The organism is Rhizobium sp. GW821-FHT14E12 (genome assembly GCF_058803745.1).
Genome location: NZ_JBXAPH010000003.1, coordinates 632,842 through 648,936 on the forward strand (window position 1 = coordinate 632,842; position 16,095 = coordinate 648,936).

General features: G+C 61.4%; 12 protein-coding genes. All 12 read left to right on the plus strand.

Annotated elements, in window-relative coordinates; translation table 11 throughout:
* The first annotated feature begins 11 nt into the window (after positions 1–11).
* The 12 genes from AC1RO0_RS16230 to AC1RO0_RS16285 all read left to right on the plus strand — a co-directional run bounded on the left by AC1RO0_RS16230 (position 12) and on the right by AC1RO0_RS16285 (position 16,051).
* A complete protein-coding gene (locus tag AC1RO0_RS16230; protein WP_498593911.1) occupies positions 12–779 on the plus strand; it encodes an SDR family NAD(P)-dependent oxidoreductase in 768 nt (255 codons plus the stop codon).
* Positions 780–884: 105 nt separating this feature from the next.
* Positions 885–2,120: an ABC transporter substrate-binding protein gene (locus AC1RO0_RS16235; RefSeq protein ID WP_498593912.1), complete on the plus strand. Its 1,236-nt coding sequence runs from the start codon at positions 885–887 to the stop codon at positions 2,118–2,120.
* 86 nt (positions 2,121–2,206) lie between these two features.
* The gene (locus AC1RO0_RS16240) at positions 2,207–3,316 is read left to right on the plus strand and encodes an ABC transporter ATP-binding protein (RefSeq protein WP_498593913.1); all 1,110 of its coding nucleotides are present in this window, start codon (positions 2,207–2,209) and stop codon (positions 3,314–3,316) included.
* Between the two features lie 30 nt (positions 3,317–3,346).
* Positions 3,347–4,228, plus strand: coding sequence for a polysaccharide deacetylase family protein (locus AC1RO0_RS16245; protein ID WP_007689414.1), 882 nt, complete (start codon positions 3,347–3,349; stop codon positions 4,226–4,228).
* A 35-nt stretch (positions 4,229–4,263) separates the two neighbouring features.
* Positions 4,264–4,596, plus strand: coding sequence for a hypothetical protein (locus AC1RO0_RS16250; RefSeq protein ID WP_498593914.1), 333 nt, complete (start codon positions 4,264–4,266; stop codon positions 4,594–4,596).
* Complete coding sequence (locus tag AC1RO0_RS16255) at positions 4,586–5,638, plus strand: CobW family GTP-binding protein (protein ID WP_498593915.1); 1,053 nt, start codon at positions 4,586–4,588, stop codon at positions 5,636–5,638. Before AC1RO0_RS16250 ends, AC1RO0_RS16255 begins: the two co-directional genes overlap by 11 nt.
* A 16-nt stretch (positions 5,639–5,654) precedes the next feature.
* Complete coding sequence (locus tag AC1RO0_RS16260; protein WP_498593916.1) at positions 5,655–6,875, plus strand: ABC transporter substrate-binding protein; 1,221 nt, start codon at positions 5,655–5,657, stop codon at positions 6,873–6,875.
* A gap of 13 nt (positions 6,876–6,888) precedes the next feature.
* The gene (locus AC1RO0_RS16265) at positions 6,889–8,259 is read left to right on the plus strand and encodes an amidase (RefSeq protein ID WP_498593917.1); all 1,371 of its coding nucleotides are present in this window, start codon (positions 6,889–6,891) and stop codon (positions 8,257–8,259) included.
* A gap of 138 nt (positions 8,260–8,397) precedes the next feature.
* Entirely contained in the window at positions 8,398–11,091 is a 2,694-nt protein-coding gene (locus AC1RO0_RS16270; protein WP_498593918.1) for a LuxR C-terminal-related transcriptional regulator, read from the plus strand.
* Positions 11,092–11,211: 120 nt separating this feature from the next.
* Positions 11,212–12,906 carry a hydantoinase B/oxoprolinase family protein gene (locus tag AC1RO0_RS16275; protein ID WP_498593919.1) on the plus strand — a complete coding sequence of 565 codons (1,695 nt, stop codon included), beginning with the start codon at positions 11,212–11,214 and terminating at the stop codon, positions 12,904–12,906.
* Positions 12,903–14,966, plus strand: a complete 2,064-nt coding sequence (locus AC1RO0_RS16280; protein WP_498593920.1) for a hydantoinase/oxoprolinase family protein — start codon at positions 12,903–12,905, stop codon at positions 14,964–14,966. The genes AC1RO0_RS16275 and AC1RO0_RS16280 overlap by 4 nt, the downstream gene beginning before the upstream one ends.
* Positions 14,966–16,051 (plus strand): ABC transporter ATP-binding protein, encoded by a 1,086-nt coding sequence (locus tag AC1RO0_RS16285; RefSeq protein ID WP_498593921.1) that lies wholly within the window; start codon positions 14,966–14,968, stop codon positions 16,049–16,051. The genes AC1RO0_RS16280 and AC1RO0_RS16285 overlap by 1 nt, the downstream gene beginning before the upstream one ends.
* Positions 16,052–16,095 lie beyond the last annotated feature (44 nt).

Here is a 16,095-nt window from a genome sequence, read left to right on the forward strand (position 1 = left end):
GGAAGATGGATATGACAGCGACTGAAAAACGCATCGTGATCGTCACTGGCGCCGGCATCGGGATCGGCCAGGCGACGGCGAAGGCCTTCGCGGCTCTCGGGGATCATGTCGTCGTGACGGATATCTTGAAGAGGGAAGGCGAAGAGACCGTCCGCGACATCGTCGCCTCCGGCGGCTCGGCCGAATTCCAGTTCTATGACGTCCGCTCGACTGAGGCCGCCAATGCGCTGGTCGCGGATCTGGAGGCGCGGTTCGGCAGGATCGACGTCATCGTCGCGAATGCGGGCATCGCCCATCGCACGCCGCTCGAAGAGCTCAGCGATGACAAATGGGACCTGACATTCGATATCGATCTCAAGGGTATCTTCAGGCTGGTGCGCGCCGCCGCAACCGGCATGAAGCGCCGCAAATCGGGGAGCATCGTCGCGCTCTCCTCCATCATGGGCGTCGCCTACGGCTGGGATGAGCATGTGCATTATTCCGCCGCGAAATCCGGCGTCGTCGGGCTCGTGCGCGGACTGGCGGTGGAACTCGCCAAGGACGGCGTGCGGGTCAATGGTGTCGCGCCTGGCTACATCCGCACCGCGCAACTGCTGTCCGAGGAAAACTCGCTGGGTGCCGAAGGCGCCGAGAGGGTTCCGGAATTGGTCCCCTTGGGCCGGATCGGCGCTCCCGATGATATCGCCGACGTCATCGCATTCCTCGCCTCGAACGGTGCGAGATACATGACCGGCCAGGTTCTGGTCGTGGATGGCGGCCTTCTCGTGGGCCGTTACTGATCGCGGAGATCCCGGCGGCAACAAGCTGCCGGGCGGCTGGCGATACGACAATGAAAGAAGCCCACAGCGGCTTCAGGGAACAGCAAACAACACTGGAGAACAGAAATGTCCAAAATGGAAATAAATAGACGCTCTCTGTTGAAACATTCCGCCGGCGCGATGGCTCTTGCCGCCATCGGTGGCGGGACGTCCTTGCTCTCGTCGCGCGCCGCCTTTGCGCAGGCTGCCAATCTTGCCAGCGAGCAGCTGCGCACCATCGGCCTGTCGGTCACCGTGCAGGAGCGCATTCTCGCCGACTTCCGCAAGGCAAGCGGTGTCGGCCAGACCTCCGGCACGGCGGCGACCTTCCCGGATGCGCAGACGAAAATCCTGTCGGGTTCCAAGGATTACGATTGCTGGGAGATCATCGCCGAGCGCCTGCCGTCGATCGTCATGACCAACAATGTCGAGCCGGTTCCGGCGGCGTCGCTGAAGAACTGGGCCAACATTCGTGACACCTTCACAAAACCCTCCGACAAGTGGGGCGCCAAGCAGCAGATCGTTGGCCAGATCTGGGCCGACGATGCCCAGACCACGCTGAACATGGTTCCGGCGGTCTATAATTACGACTCCATCGGCTACAATCCCGATGTCCTCAGCGCCGAGGAAGCCAATAGCTGGGCTGCACTCTTCGATCCCAAATGGAAGGGCAAGTCGGGTCTGAATACCGATCCGCTGATCGCCTTCGGCCAGGCCATCATGGCGATGAACACGCTCGGTCTGTTGAGCGTGAAGAACCCCGGCAATCCGAGCACGGCGGAAATCGACGAAGCCGCCAAGTTCCTCGTCTCCAAGAAGAAGGACGGCCAGTTCCGCGCCCTTTGGGGCGATTTCGGCGAGTTGGTCAACCTGATGGCCTCCGGCGAAATGGTTGTCTGCGACGCATGGCAGCCGGCCGTCATGGCCGTCAAGGCGCAGGGCAAGCCCTGCAAATATGCCGTGCCGAAGGAAGGCTATCGCGGCTGGGCGATCGGCCCGTCGATGATCGCTGGCACGACCAACAAGGAGGCTGTGATCGCCTATGCCGATTACTGGCTCTCAGGCGAGCCCGGCATCACCGTCTCCGAGCAGGGCTATTACTCGCCTTCCACCAACATCAAGAACGTCATGGCGCCGGATAAATATGCCTTCTGGTACGAGGGCAAGCCTTGGGTCGGTGCGGCGGAACGCGGGATCAAGGAAGGCGACCTGCGCGACGGCGGCTCGCTGGAGGAGCGCGCCAAGAACGTCGCCTATTGGCACCAGTGGCCGGACGAATACGACCATCTCGTCCAGAAGTGGGACGAGTTCCTGAACGCCTGACGCAATGCCGGAGCGGCCTGCCGCTCCGCACCTGAAACGCGAGAAGACCGGCTGGCGGTCTTCTCGCCCGCGCCTGGAGAATGGTTATGATTTACGACCTGGAACTCATCAATGTCGGCAAGGTCTACGACAACGGCACGCCGGCCGTCGCCGATTTCAATCTGACGGTCACCAAAGGCGAATTCATCGCTTTCCTCGGTCCGTCGGGCTGCGGCAAGACGACGACCCTGCGCATGATTGCCGGCTTCGAGACGATTTCCTCCGGCGACATGATGATCAAAGGCGAGCGGATGAACGATGTCCGGCCGCAGAACCGCCCGACCTCGATGATCTTTCAGAACTACGCACTCTTTCCGCACATGACCGTTCGCCGCAATGTCGGTTACGGCCTTGAGATCAAGGGTATCGCGAAGGCCGAGCGCGATGCCCGTGTCGACCGGATTCTGGCGACGCTCGGGCTGGAGGATATTGCGGAGCGCAAGCCGGACAGGCTTTCGGGCGGCCAGCGCCAACGCATAGCCCTTGCGCGCGGTCTTGTGGTGGAGCCCGACGTTCTCCTCTTGGACGAGCCGCTCGGAGCCCTCGACGCCAATCTGCGCAAGGCGATCCAGAACGAATTGAAGCTCCTGCAAAAGAGGCTTGGCGTGACCTTTATCTTCGTTACCCATGCCCAATCCGAGGCGCTGGCGCTCTCCGACCGGATCGTGGTGATGAATCAGGGTCGGGTCGAGCAGATCAGCCCGCCACATCAGCTTTATACGCGACCGAACACGCCATTTGTCGCGCAGTTCATCGGCCGCAATACGATCTTCCACGGTGAGATCGCCGGCAGCGAGGGGGACAACACCGTCGTCAACACTCCCCTCGGCTTGTTGTCGGGTCGCCCCAATGGCGCGGTTGCCGGCAAGGGGAAGGTCGATATTGTCATCCCGTCCGAGGCGATCGAGGTGCATGCGAGTGAAGGCGCGGACCGCCAGCGCATTGCCAGCGCTTTCGGCGGCAATGTCGTCGGTGCCCGCATCGAGCGTTTCGATGTCGTCGGCCATATCTCGCATCTGACCGCCAGTCTTCCCGACGGGCGTTCGCTCGCGCTCGAGGCGCATGTCGACAAATACCGGCCCGGCGCCTTTGCCGTCGGCGCTGGTGTGCTGCTTGCCTGGAACCCGGCGGAAGCAACCGTCATTCCCGCCTATTAAAACCTTAAGAAACCCAAGGAGGTACTTCCCATGGCGAAAGAAATTCTCTGCAGTTTTGGCGTCGACGTTGATGCCGTGGCCGGCTGGCTCGGCTCGTATGGCGGCGAGGATTCGCCGGACGATATTTCCCGCGGCCTTTTTGCCGGCGAGGTCGGCAGCCCGCGACTGGTCAAGCTGTTCGAGCGCTTCGGCATCAAGACGACCTGGTTCATTCCCGGCCATTCGATCGAGACATTTCCCGAGCAGATGCAGGCGGTGGCCGATGCGGGCCATGAAATCGGCATCCATGGCTATAGCCATGAAAACCCGATCGCGATGACGCGCGAGCAGGAGACCGAGATTCTCGACAAGTGCATCGAGCTGGTGACCAAGCTCTCCGGCAAGCGCCCGACGGGCTATGTCGCGCCTTGGTGGGAATTCTCCAACGTCACCAACGAGCTGCTGCTCGAGCGCGGCATCAAATACGACCATTCGCTGATGCATAAGGATTTCACGCCCTACTATGTGCGTGTCGGCGATAGCTGGACGAAGATCGACTATTCGAAGAAGCCGTCCGACTGGATGGTACCGTTGAAGCGCGGACAGGAAACCGACCTGATCGAGATCCCCGCGTCCTGGTATCTCGATGACCTGCCGCCGATGATGTTCATCAAGAAGGCCCCGAACAGCCATGGCTTCGTCAATCCGCACGATATCGAGCAGATGTGGCGCGATCAGTTCGACTGGGTCTATCGCGAGATGGACTATGCCGTCTTCCCGATCACTATCCACCCCGATGTTGCCGGACGTCCGCAGGTGCTGATGATGCTCGAGCGGCTCTATGCCCATATGATCAAGCATCCGGGCGTGAAGTTCGTTACCATGAACGAAATCGCCGACGACTTCGCAGCGCGCTTTCCGCGCAAGAAGTAGTCGCAGGCTAGGCTCGTCAGGAGGTAGACACCATCATGTGCTCGCTCTGCGGTGTTCTCGGCGGCAATGAACACTGGACCGACGCTGCGGCGCGGCCGGGGGTGTTTACGCGCAATGACAGCCGTCTCGACCGGCGGCGGGAGCGGGCCAACCGCGTCGCCGCCGCCAATCGCATGCTTTCGGCCTTCGGCCTTGTTCTGTCGGACTGGCAGGGCGCTTCGTTCGTCCTTTCCACGAAAACCGGCAAGAACGAGATCGTCGAGGATCTGGGGCATCTCTGGCCGGCGGCCGAGCGGCTTATCGGCCGTCCCTGCGATCCGCTCGATCCCGGCCTGATCGTCCGAATGGAGGCCAGCCGTGACGCATGATGAGCCCGGCTTCGTAACCGTCAACCTCCTCACCGGCTTTCTCGGATCGGGAAAGACGACGCTGCTCAGGCGCCTGCTTGCGGAGGAAGCCTTTGCCGATGCCGCCGTGCTGATCAACGAATTCGGGGAGATCGGCCTCGATCATCACCTGATCGAGCGGATCGATGACGAGATCGTGCTGCTGCGCTCCGGATGCGTGTGCTGCACCGTTCGCGGCGAGCTCGCAGATGCGCTCAAGGATCTCTATTCCAAGCGCGAGCGGGGGCTGGTCCCGCCGTTCCGGCGTGTCATCATCGAGAGCACCGGGCTGGCCGATCCTTTTCCGGTCCTCTCGACCATCAAGGCGGATCCGATCCTCCGGCATCATTTTCGGCCCGGAAGCGTCGTGACGGCGGTGGATGCGGTCAATGGGCAACATCAGTTCGATACCTATATCGAATCCAACCGGCAGGCGGCGATCGCCGATCGGCTTGTCATCACCAAGACCGATCTTGCTACCGACGGCGAGAGATATGCCCTGGAAAGCCGTCTGCGGCGCATCAACCCCGATGCGCTCCTCGTCTGTGCTGGGGATGACGATCTGGATTTGTCCTCGCTGTTGCAGGATGTCGCCACGATGCGCGGCGATCACGTCCAGTCGCCGAGCGGCTTTTATTGCGAGGAGCCGGTCTGGCTTACCAATGCCGACGGCGCTCCGCATCGTGCCGCGATCTCCTCCGTCGCCATGACTGTTGACCGCCCCATCGACTGGACGGCGTTCGGCATATGGCTGACCATGCTGCTCAATCGCCACGGCGAGCGGGTCCTGCGGGTCAAGGGCATTCTCAATCTTGCGGGCGAGGAGCGGCCGGTTGCCATTCATGGCGTGCAGCATCTTGTCCACACGCCCGTTCACATGGAGGCTTGGCCCTCGGACGATCGAAGCTCCCGTCTGGTCTTCATTCTGGACGGCCTCGACGGAGAAGTGTTGAAACGGTCCTTCGAGGCTTTTACGTTGGCGGATGCGGAAGTTAGGCCACCTCTGGCCATCCCGGCGGAATAGGATAAGTCATTCCTTCATGAACAAGCATCAGTCTCCGGCAAAGGCCACTTCCGCACCTGCGCTGCATCTAGCCGGCCGGCCGAAACTGCGCATTCTCGGGACGGCCATTTCCCTGCTTGATGAGCTGCGGATTCGGGCTCAAGCCGATCTCGGCATCGAGGTGACGTTCGACAACAATGATTTCCTTACAACCCAGTACAAGGCGGCGAGGGAGCCCGAGACTTACGATATCTACGATCAATGCTTCCACAATCTCGATATCGTCTGGCATTGGCGCGCGATCCAGCCGGTCGACACGAAGCGCATTGCCTTGTGGGACGAGATCAACGACCTGACCAAGACCGGCCATATCGGCCCCAACCCGCGGCTGGGGCTTGGCGATGTGCCAGCGCGCAAGCTGTACGTTCAGCCGAACCTGGCGCTCGGCGACACGCCCTCGCGTTTCGTCTCCATGCTGCCGACGACGCATAATTTCGACAGCTTCGCCTATCGGACCGATCTCGTGGACAATGCCGTCGCCATGCATTCCTGGGGCGCGCTTTTCGATGAGCGATGGGCGGGCCGGGTCGCTCTGGTGGACGAACCGGCCATCGGCATCTTCGATGCCGCATTGGCCGCGCAGGCCGCCGGCCTGATGTCCTTCGACGATATCGGAAACATGTCGATCGCGGAGATCGACCGGTTGATCGACCTACTGGAGGAGCGGAAGAAGGCGGGTTTCTTCCGTGGCTTCTGGCAGACGGCGGAGGATGCGGCCCGCCTGATGATGGCAGGCGACACCGCAGTTCAAAGCATGTGGTCGCCAGGCATCGGCATATTGAATTCCAAGGGCATTCCGGTCGAACAGGCGGTGCCGGCGGAGGGCTATCGCGCCTGGCACGGCGGCCTGTGCCTTTCGAAGAGCCTGAGCGGGCGCCTGCTCGATGTTGCCTATGACTATCTGAACTGGTGGCTTTCCGGCTGGCCGGGAGCGGTGGTTGCCCGCCAGGGCTATTATATCTCCACCCCGCAGCGCTCCCGCCAATTCATGACGCCGTCGGAATGGGATTATTGGTATGAAGGCCTTGTCGCCGCCGAAGATTTGCCCGGCCCTGACGGCCTGACGCGGATAAGGGCGGGCTCGGTCAGGAGCGGCGGATCCTATTGGCAGCGTGCCAATTGCATTGCGGTATGGAACACCACTATGGATGAGCACAATTATCTCGTCCGCCGGTGGATGCAGCTCGTCGGTCGATAAGGAGAAGAGGGTCATGGCATATTCACATCTGGGAAAATCGATCGCGCAGCTGTCCGTTCTGATGCAATCGGGAGAACTCGATCCCGTCGCGCTTACCGAGGAGAGCCTGGACGCGATCCGGTCCCATAAGGACCAGGCCATCTTTATCAGCCTGCTTGAGGAGCGGGCGCGCGAAGAGGCTGCTTCCGCCTCGAAGCGGCTGCGGGACGGCCGGTCGCGCGGGCTTCTCGACGGTATTCCCATCGCCTGGAAGGATCTCTTCGCCATCCGCGGGCTGCCGACGACGGCCGGATCCACCGTTCTTGCGCGTGAAGCCCCTGCAGCCAAGGACGCCGATGTTGTCCAAGCGCTGGCGGAGGCGGGCATGGTGAGTGTCGGCCGGGTCAATATGAGCGAGTTCGCCTTTTCCGGCCTTGGCCTTAACCCGCATTACGGCACGCCGCTCAATCCGCTATCCGCGGATGTCGAGCGGGTACCGGGCGGATCCTCCTCGGGTTCGGCCGTTGCCGTCGCCGCCGGCCTCGTGCCGGTATCGATCGGAACGGATACGGGGGGGTCGGTGCGTATTCCATCCGCCTTCAATGGTCTGGTCGGTTACAAGGCAAGCCGTGGCCGCTACAGCATGGCCGGTGTTTTTCCCCTGGCGACCAGTCTCGATTCGCTCGGCCCTCTCTGCCGTAGCGTTCAGGACGCCATCTGGGTCGATGCGGCCATGCGGCGGCTTACGGCGCCGGAGGTCGTGCGCGCCAGCCTGGCGGAGATTTCATTGGTCGTGCCCGAAACGGTGGTCATGGACGATATCGAAGATGGCGTCCGTCAGGCTTTCGACGCTGCTATCGAAAGATTGCAGCAAGTTGGAGTGCGGGTGCGCCGGGCAGCATTTCCGACGTTCAGCGGTGTCTTCGAGCTGATGGCGAAGCACGGCCCGATGGTGACGGCCGAGGCTTACGCACTTCATTACGACCGGCTTTCCGGACCTGACGCTGCGGCCATGGATCGCCGTGTGGTGGCCCGTACATTGCTGGGCGAGAAGATCGGCCTGGTCGACTACATCGCGTTGTTGAAGGGACGTGAACGGCTGATCGAGGCGTTTGCGGCAGCCACCGCGCCGAACGAGTTCATCGCCTATCCGACGGTCGCCCATGTAGCGCCGCCGCTTGCGCCATTGCTTGATGACGACGACCTTTTCGTCAAGACCAACGGAAAGACCCTGCGCAACACGCTGATCGGCAATTTCCTCGATGGCTGCGGCGTATCTCTGCCTTGTGGTACAGGCGATGGTGGCATGCCGGTCGGCTTCCTATTGTCGGCTAAGAGGGATAAGGATGAAACATTGTTGGCGGCGGCCCTCGCCGTCGAGCAAGTCGTTCGTTCCAGGCCCTGATCGGTTAAGCGACAAAGCGGCTATCGTTCGCCTAAGGGAACGGCAGTTGCTCAAATCTTGGTGCGCAAATCTATTAAAATTATCGTCTTTTTGATTTCCGCAACTTGCAAACTTGCTTTACCACCGCAATCATAAGGAATGATCATCAGTCAAACTCGTTTTCAACCGCCGAGTGCCGGCAATGAACATGTCAGGCGCCGCGGCCTGTTGGCGCTGCTGCAACGTTCGGGGCTACGGCGGCTAACCACGATCGTCGCCCCGGCGGGATATGGCAAGACCTCGCTTGCCGCGCAGTGGTACGAGATGTTCAAGAGCCAGAGTGCTCAGGCGGTCTGGATTCCCCTTGATCCCGAGGATGGTGACCAGAGCCGCTTCCTTTTGGCCTTGCTGGAATCGCTTCAGAAACTGCTTCCTGACGAAAGGAAGGGGTCCGATGCCAACAGCATGCCGGTTGCTTCGCTTCTTTCGGCGCTGGTCACGCGGCTGCGCCGGATAAGGGAGCCGATCGTTCTTTTCCTCGACGATTATCACTTCGCCCAGAACGATGCCACCGAATCACTGATGGCAAAATTGTTGGCGGCGAGCGATCTCGGGCATGTGAAGTTCGTGCTGATTTCGCGCAGCCCGCCCCGATTCCCGACATCCGCCCTAAGGCTCAATAGCGAATTGAAACAGATCGGCGTCGCCGATCTCAGCTTTTCCGACATGGAGGCTCAGGAGTTTTTCGGTAGCCGGGCAAAGAAGCTGACAAGCGAGCAGATCAGCGAACTCAACCAGCGCACGGAAGGCTGGGCGGTCGCGCTGCAGATGGTTCGGGTTCTGGTGAACGACAATATGGACAGCAGTGCCATTCTCTCGTCGTTCGATGGCAGCAATGCCGAGATGGGTCGTTATCTCTCGGAGCAGGTCTTTTCCAGTCTGCCGGAGGACATCCAGCATTTTCTGACCGAAAGCGCGGCACTTCCCGCTGTCAGCCGCCCACTTATCGGCGCGGTTTCGGGCCAAGGCAACGCGGTGGCATTGTTCAACCGGCTTGGCGACTACGCGCTGCCCATTGCCGTTCTCGATGGGCAGGGAACATGGATCCGGTATCATCCGGTGTTCAACAGCTACCTCAAGGAGGAAGCGGAGCGCCTCGGCATCGATACGAGACAGATATTGCGAAAGGCGGCGCACTGGTTCGAGTCTGGTGGTGACTGCGATGCGGCGGTGCGTCACGCGCTGTTGGCGGCGGACGCGACGCTTGCCGCCCAGATCATCGAAAGAGCGGGCGGATGGCGGCGCGTCTATGCGAAGACACGCGGCGGCACGGCGCTGTTCCAGACGTTGATCGCCAAGGCGGCCGATATCAATCTGGCGGACTTCCCCCTGACAACATTGGGATTGTCGGTGATCAACGCCAAGGCGGGCCAGCTTGATGCCGCCAACCACTATCTTGCGCTGGCCGAGCGCACCGGCGCCACGATGAGCGAAAAACTGGCACAGGACCTGCGCGTGGTTCGCGTGCTGCTGTCGCTCTATACGGACAGGTGGGCGACGGAAGCCGATCTCTTGGCGCTGGAAGCGGATCTGTCTCAGGACAGCGGCATGGAGCTCATTCATCGGGCGCTGGCGCTCAACATGCTGTCCTACAATTTCTTGATTCGCACGGATCTGGAACGCGCGTTGCATTATGGCCAGCTTGCCCTGCGTACCTTCCGCGACGCCGGCGCGGATTTCGGCGCATTGCACCTTTACACCCATATCGGGCAGGCCGCCTTCTTCAGCGGCGATTGCGCCAGCGCCGCTGACGCCTATCAAAGCCTCATCACGGAAGCGCAGGCCAATATCGGCAAGGGCAGCGATCAGGATGCCCTTGGGCAAGTGCTGCAGAGCGAACTGCTTTCGATGCGCGACGAACGCGAGGCCGCCTCCGCCGTGCTTGCCTGGGTGCTGCCGCATCTGGAGCGGCATGACACCTGGTTCGACCTTCTCGCCGCCGGCATCATGGCGCAACAGCGCATCTTGCGGCTGAATGGCGAGATCATGGCGGCCCACGCGGCGATCGATAGTGCGCGCTCAGCGGCCAAACGACGTGGTTTCGATCGCTTGATCCGGTTGATCGACGGTGAACGGACGGCGCTTCTTCTTGCATCGGGCGATATCGACGAGGCGATGCGTTACGCCGAGGCCAGCGGCTTCGGTACCGAGAGTGTCAATTCCGACAGTGCCAATGATTTTTCCGTCAATCTGCGTGGCAACGTACCCGCGCTGTTGTGGACGCGGATCTATCTCGCGCAGGGCGAGACTGCTCGTGCGCGTCACGTCTTCGATCGCCTGATCACAAGCCAGTCGCAGAAATTGCATGTTCCGCGGCGCATTGAATTGGGTTTCCTCGATATACGTCTGTTGCTCGCCGAAGGCCAAGAGGCGACAGCCGCAGCTAGGCTTTCCGAGATGATGCTGTCATTGCCCGTGGCGGACTACCGCGCCATTCTGCTGATCGAAGGCCCGGAATTCGGCAGCCGCTTGTGTCAGCTGGCCGCCAGCCGAGGCGTGCCTGATGTTGTGATGCAGCGGCTGGAGCGCCTGCAGGATGTTGTGGTGGGGCCAAGTGCCCAGGGCAGCGATCTGCTCTCCGATCAGACTGCCACGACCGGCGGCCTGACCGACCGCGAGCGCAGCGTCATTCGGTTGCTCAGTGCCGGCCTCAGCAACAAGGAAATCGGCCGCAAGCTCGACCTCAGCAACAACACGGTCAAGTTCCACCTGCGCAATATCTACGCCAAACTCAACGTCACGACCAGAACGGCGGCGGTGACCACGGCGCGCGATACCGGCATCCTTCTCTAATCCAGACCCTACCCGAACGGGTAGGGTCTTTAAACCCACCCCACCCTTCTGACAGGCTACCTGCCTCCGGGGATCCCGCCTAGTCTACCCGCAACGTCAATGATGAGGGTGACTGAGACGATGACCATTGAGGAAATTTCCGTCGATCCCGTGACTCAGGAAATCATCGAGGGCAAACTGACAGCCGTCGTCGACGAGATGGGGATCGTCATGGCGCGCACCAGCATGAGCCCGGTGATCTACGAGGTTCTCGATTTTGCCTGTGGGCTGCTCACCTCCGAGGGCGAACTCGTCGCGCAGATGAACGGCATCACGCTGTTCACCGGCACTTTCGGCGTCCAGGTGAAGGCGCTGATCGAGAAATCCGCCGGCAATCTCTGCGATGGTGACGTTCTCCTCTCCAACGATCCCTATGCCGGCGGAACCCACGCCTGCGATTTCGCCATCGTCAAGCCGCTGTTCGTCGATGGCGAGATTCTCGGCTACGCCATCAATGTCGCTCATTATCTCGATGTCGGCGGTTCTGTACCGGGAAGTCTGGCTCCGAATGCCACCTCGGTTTTCCAGGAGGGAATACGTCTGCCGGGCGTCAAGATCGCGCGATCCGACGTTTTTTCGAACGATATCCTCAGTATCATTTGCGAGAATGTGCGCCTGCCGGAAATCGCGCTCGGCGACCTCAATGCGCAGGTGGCGACCGTTCGGGTTGCTGCGCGGCGTCTCACTGAACTCGCGGCGAAATACGGGTCCGATGTCGTCAGGGCCGCCTTCGCCAACCTGTTGGCAGTCAGCGAGAAGCGCAGCCGGGCAGCGATTGCCGCCCTTCCCGATGGTCGTTATGAAGCGAGCGATATCATCGATGGCGATGGTATCACTGACGCGCCGATCCCCGTGCAGGTGGCGGTCACCATCGACGGCGACAGCATCATCGCGGATTTCACCGGCTGCCCGCCGGCCGTGCCTGGCCCCATCAACTGCGCGCGCGGTGCCTTGCAGTCGGCGGTCAGAACCATCGTCAAGGCGTTGGTCGGACCGCAGGAGCCGTCCAACGAAGGATGGTTCCGGCCGCTGACCGTCATTGCGCCGCCCGGAACGATCTTCACCGCGGAAAAGCCTTCGCCGACGGGCTGGTACTATGAGGGGTCTGTGCATGCGTCCGAGCTCGTTTGGAAGGCGCTCGCCCCCCTGGTGCCGTCGCGCTTCTCCGCCGGTTCCTATTCGAGCCTCTGCGTCGTCTACATTTCCGGTAAGGATCGCAACGGCCAACCCTTCATCCATATCGAGCCGCAGCATGGCGGTTGGGGCGCGAGCGAAGAGGCCGACGGCGCCGGCGCGCTGATAGCGCTGACGGATGGAGACACCTATAATTATTCGGTTGAAGCCATCGAGGCGCGGTTTCCCTTGCGGGTCAAGAGTTACGGATACAATATCAATGCCGGCACTGGTGCCGGTCGCAGGCGGGGAGGGTTCGGCATCGTGCGTGAGTATGAAATCCTCAGCAAGGACGCATCTGCCTATGGCAGTTTCGGGCGCACCCGCACCCGCCCCTGGGGTATGGATGGCGGCGGCAGCGGAACGGTGAATGCGCTGCAAATCGCTTCCGCCAGCGATGGCAGGGTGCGGACTTACGGCAGGATTGCCCATATCGATCTCAATGCCGGCGATATCCTGCGCGTCATCACTGGCGGCGGTGGAGGGTGGGGCGACGCGCGCCAGCGTGAGCCGCATCTGATTGAGCGGGATTTGCGTAATGGCTTCATTACCGAAGCACAGGCCGTGAAGCTTTACGGTTACCAAACGAAAGTGGCAGTATGATCAGGCTGGCAACGGATGTCGGTGGCACGTTCACCGACCTCGTCGGATATGATGAGCGCAGCGGCGAATTGTTTACGGCCAAGAGCCTGACGACGGTACCCGACCAGTCTATTGGAGTGCTCGATGCGATCACCTCGGCGGAAACCAAGGACGGGCTTCGCACAAGGGATGTCACGTTTTTCGCCCATGGCGGCACGACGGTCATCAATGCCATTACCGAGCGCAAGGGTGTACGAACCGCACTGGTAACGACCGCGGGCTTTCGCGACGTTCTGGAAATCGGTCGCGGCAACCGTCCCGATCTCTACAATCTGCGATTCCGCAGCCCTGCGCCCTTTGTTCCCCGAAGCTTACGCTTCGAGGTGCGGGAGCGGCTCGACGCTTCGGGGAAAATCATTACGCCGCTGCACGTCGAAGACCTCAAGCCGATCATCGCCCAGTGCAAGGCGGAAAAGATCGAAGCGGTCGCGATCCTCTTCCTCCACAGCTACACGAATCCCGAGCACGAGATTCTTTGCGCCGATATTCTGGCCGCCGCCTTGCCGGATGCGACCGTCTGCGCCAGCTATGAAGTCTCGCGTCAATGGCGCGAATATGAGCGTTCGAACACTGTCGTGCTCAATGCCTATGTCCAGCCGATCATCCGCCGCTATTTCGCGCGGCTGGAAGATGCGTTGATGCGGCGTGACCTGACGTGCCCCTATTACGCGATGCAGTCGAACGGCGGTATCGCCACCTTCGAACAGGCGGTCAGCAGTCCGTTGACGCTGGTCGAATCCGGGCCGGCCGGCGGTGTTGCGGGTGCGGCGCGGATCGGCAATGCTCTCGGCGAGAGCGAAGTCCTGTCTTTGGACGTCGGCGGCACGACCGCCAAATGCTCGCTGATCCACGGCGGGCGCCCGACGCTGAACGTCGAATATAAGCTCGAGCATACCCGTATCGAGCCGGGTCATCCGATTCAGGTGCCAGTGGTCGATATTGTCGAGATCGGCTCCGGCGGTGGTTCGATTGCCTGGCTCGACGAACGCGGCGTCCTTCGTGTCGGTCCAGAAAGCGCCGGTTCCATGCCGGGGCCGGCTTGTTACGGTCGTGGCGGCACGAGACCGACGCTGTCGGATGCCATTCTCACGATCGGGATCTTCGATCCCACCAATTTCGCCGGTGGCTCCATGCACCTCGACAAGCAGAAAGCGGCCGAGGCGATCGCCACCATCGCCGCGCCCCTCGGCTTGAGCATCGAGGATGCTGCGATCGCAATTATCGATATCGCTCATGCAAGCATGATCAATGCGCTGAAACTGGTGACGGTCCAGCGCGGGCATGATCCGCGCGAAGTGGCTTTCGTCATCAGCGGCGGTGCCGGCCCGGCGCTTGCAACCAGGCTCGGACGGGATCTGAGCGTCAAGTCTACGGTCGTTCCGCTCCACCCAGGCCTTTTTTCCGCCTGGGGCATGCTTGCCGCCGAACCGCGTGCCGATTTTCGCCATACCTGGTTCTCGGCACTGACCGCGGAGGCGATCAAGGCGCTGCTGGCACGCTTCGACAAGCTCGAAGAAGAAGCGATCGCCTATTTCGCCAAGGGACAGGACGCCGATATCCGCTTCACCTATCAGGTCGAGGCGCGCTATCGCGGGCAGGAACACGGGGTTTTTGCCCAGTTCCACCGTGGCGACGATCGTGAGGTCTTTGCCGAGCGCTTTCATGCCGTCCATGAGCGCGCCTATTCATTCCGCCTGCCGCATGCGGCCATCGAGATCACCACATTGCATCTCGAAGCGGTTCTGAACGGCCCTGTGATTGCCCTGCCAGCCTTGTCCAAAAACGGACGCAGTCTCGAAGCTGCGTTGACAGGACGGCGCAATGTATATTTTGGTGCTGTTCTCGGCTGGGTCTCTTGCCCGGTCTATGAGCGGAGCCTGCTGGCGCCCGGTCAGTCGATCGAGGGGCCGATGATTGTCGAGGAGGCAACGGCGACGACGCTCGTACAGGAGAGACAGCAACTGAGCGTCGCCGATAATGGCGTCCTGATCATTCGCGAAAGCGTCTCCGAGGCAGGCTAGTGGCTATATCCATTCAGATCGAGAAGGTCAGCAGGGAATACGGGCCGGTCAAGGCTCTGGACGATGTAACGCTTGATATCGCTGCTGGTGAATTCTTCACGCTGCTCGGGTCGTCGGGTTGCGGAAAGAGTTCGCTGTTGAAGCTCATCGGCGGCTTCGACAGGCAGACCTCCGGCCGTATTTCCTTCGACGGCAAGGATATGAGCGACGTGCCGGCCAACAAGCGCCCGGTCAATACCGTCTTCCAGAGCCTTGCGCTTTTCCCGCACATGACGGTCGCGCAAAATGTCGGCTACGGCTTACGGCTGCGGGGGGTGTCGGGAGGTGCATTGACGGCCAGGATCAACGATGCTCTCGATCTGGTCGAACTCTCCGGTTTCGGCCCGCGCGACGTCAATCTTCTGTCCGGCGGCCAGCGCCAGCGTGTCGCCCTTGCGCGTGCCCTGGTCATGGAGCCCGGCATCCTGCTGCTCGACGAGCCGCTGACCGGCCTCGACGAGCGCCTGCGCCAGCAGATGCGCGACGAATTCGGACGGTTGCACAAGCGCACCGGCGCGACCTTCGTCCTCGTCACTCACAATCAGGACGAAGCGCTCAGCCTATCGGATCGCATGGCCGTGATGCACAAGGGGCGCATCGAACAGGTGGGCGCACCCGCCAGCTTCTTCGAGGCACCGGCCAATGCTTTCGTCGCCCGTTTCGTCGGCATCGATACGCTGGTGCGCCCGGAGGAGATCGCGACGTCCGACGGGCAGACCTACGCCGTCATTGCCGGGCAACGGGTGCCGGTGCGCGTCGCCGGGCCGACGGACCCGGCTCAGTCAGTCGTTGCCATCCGTGCCGACAGGCTGTTTCTCGCCGCTGCGGATGCACCCGGGACGCTGATGTTGACCGTGGTCGAAACGACGTTCCGCGGCTTGTATCACGAGCTCAAGCTCGCCTTCTGGGATGGCCAGACATTGACCATGGCGATTGAGGAAGAGGCGGGGTTTGGCGGGTTCGAGGCCGGAAGATCCGTTCGTGTCGGCCTGAAGCAGGATGCCGCTATTCTGATTTCCAATGCGGGACTATTGCCTATGAGCTGAATGGCTGCTTTGTGGTGTGTTGCGAGTAGTTAGTGATTCAACCT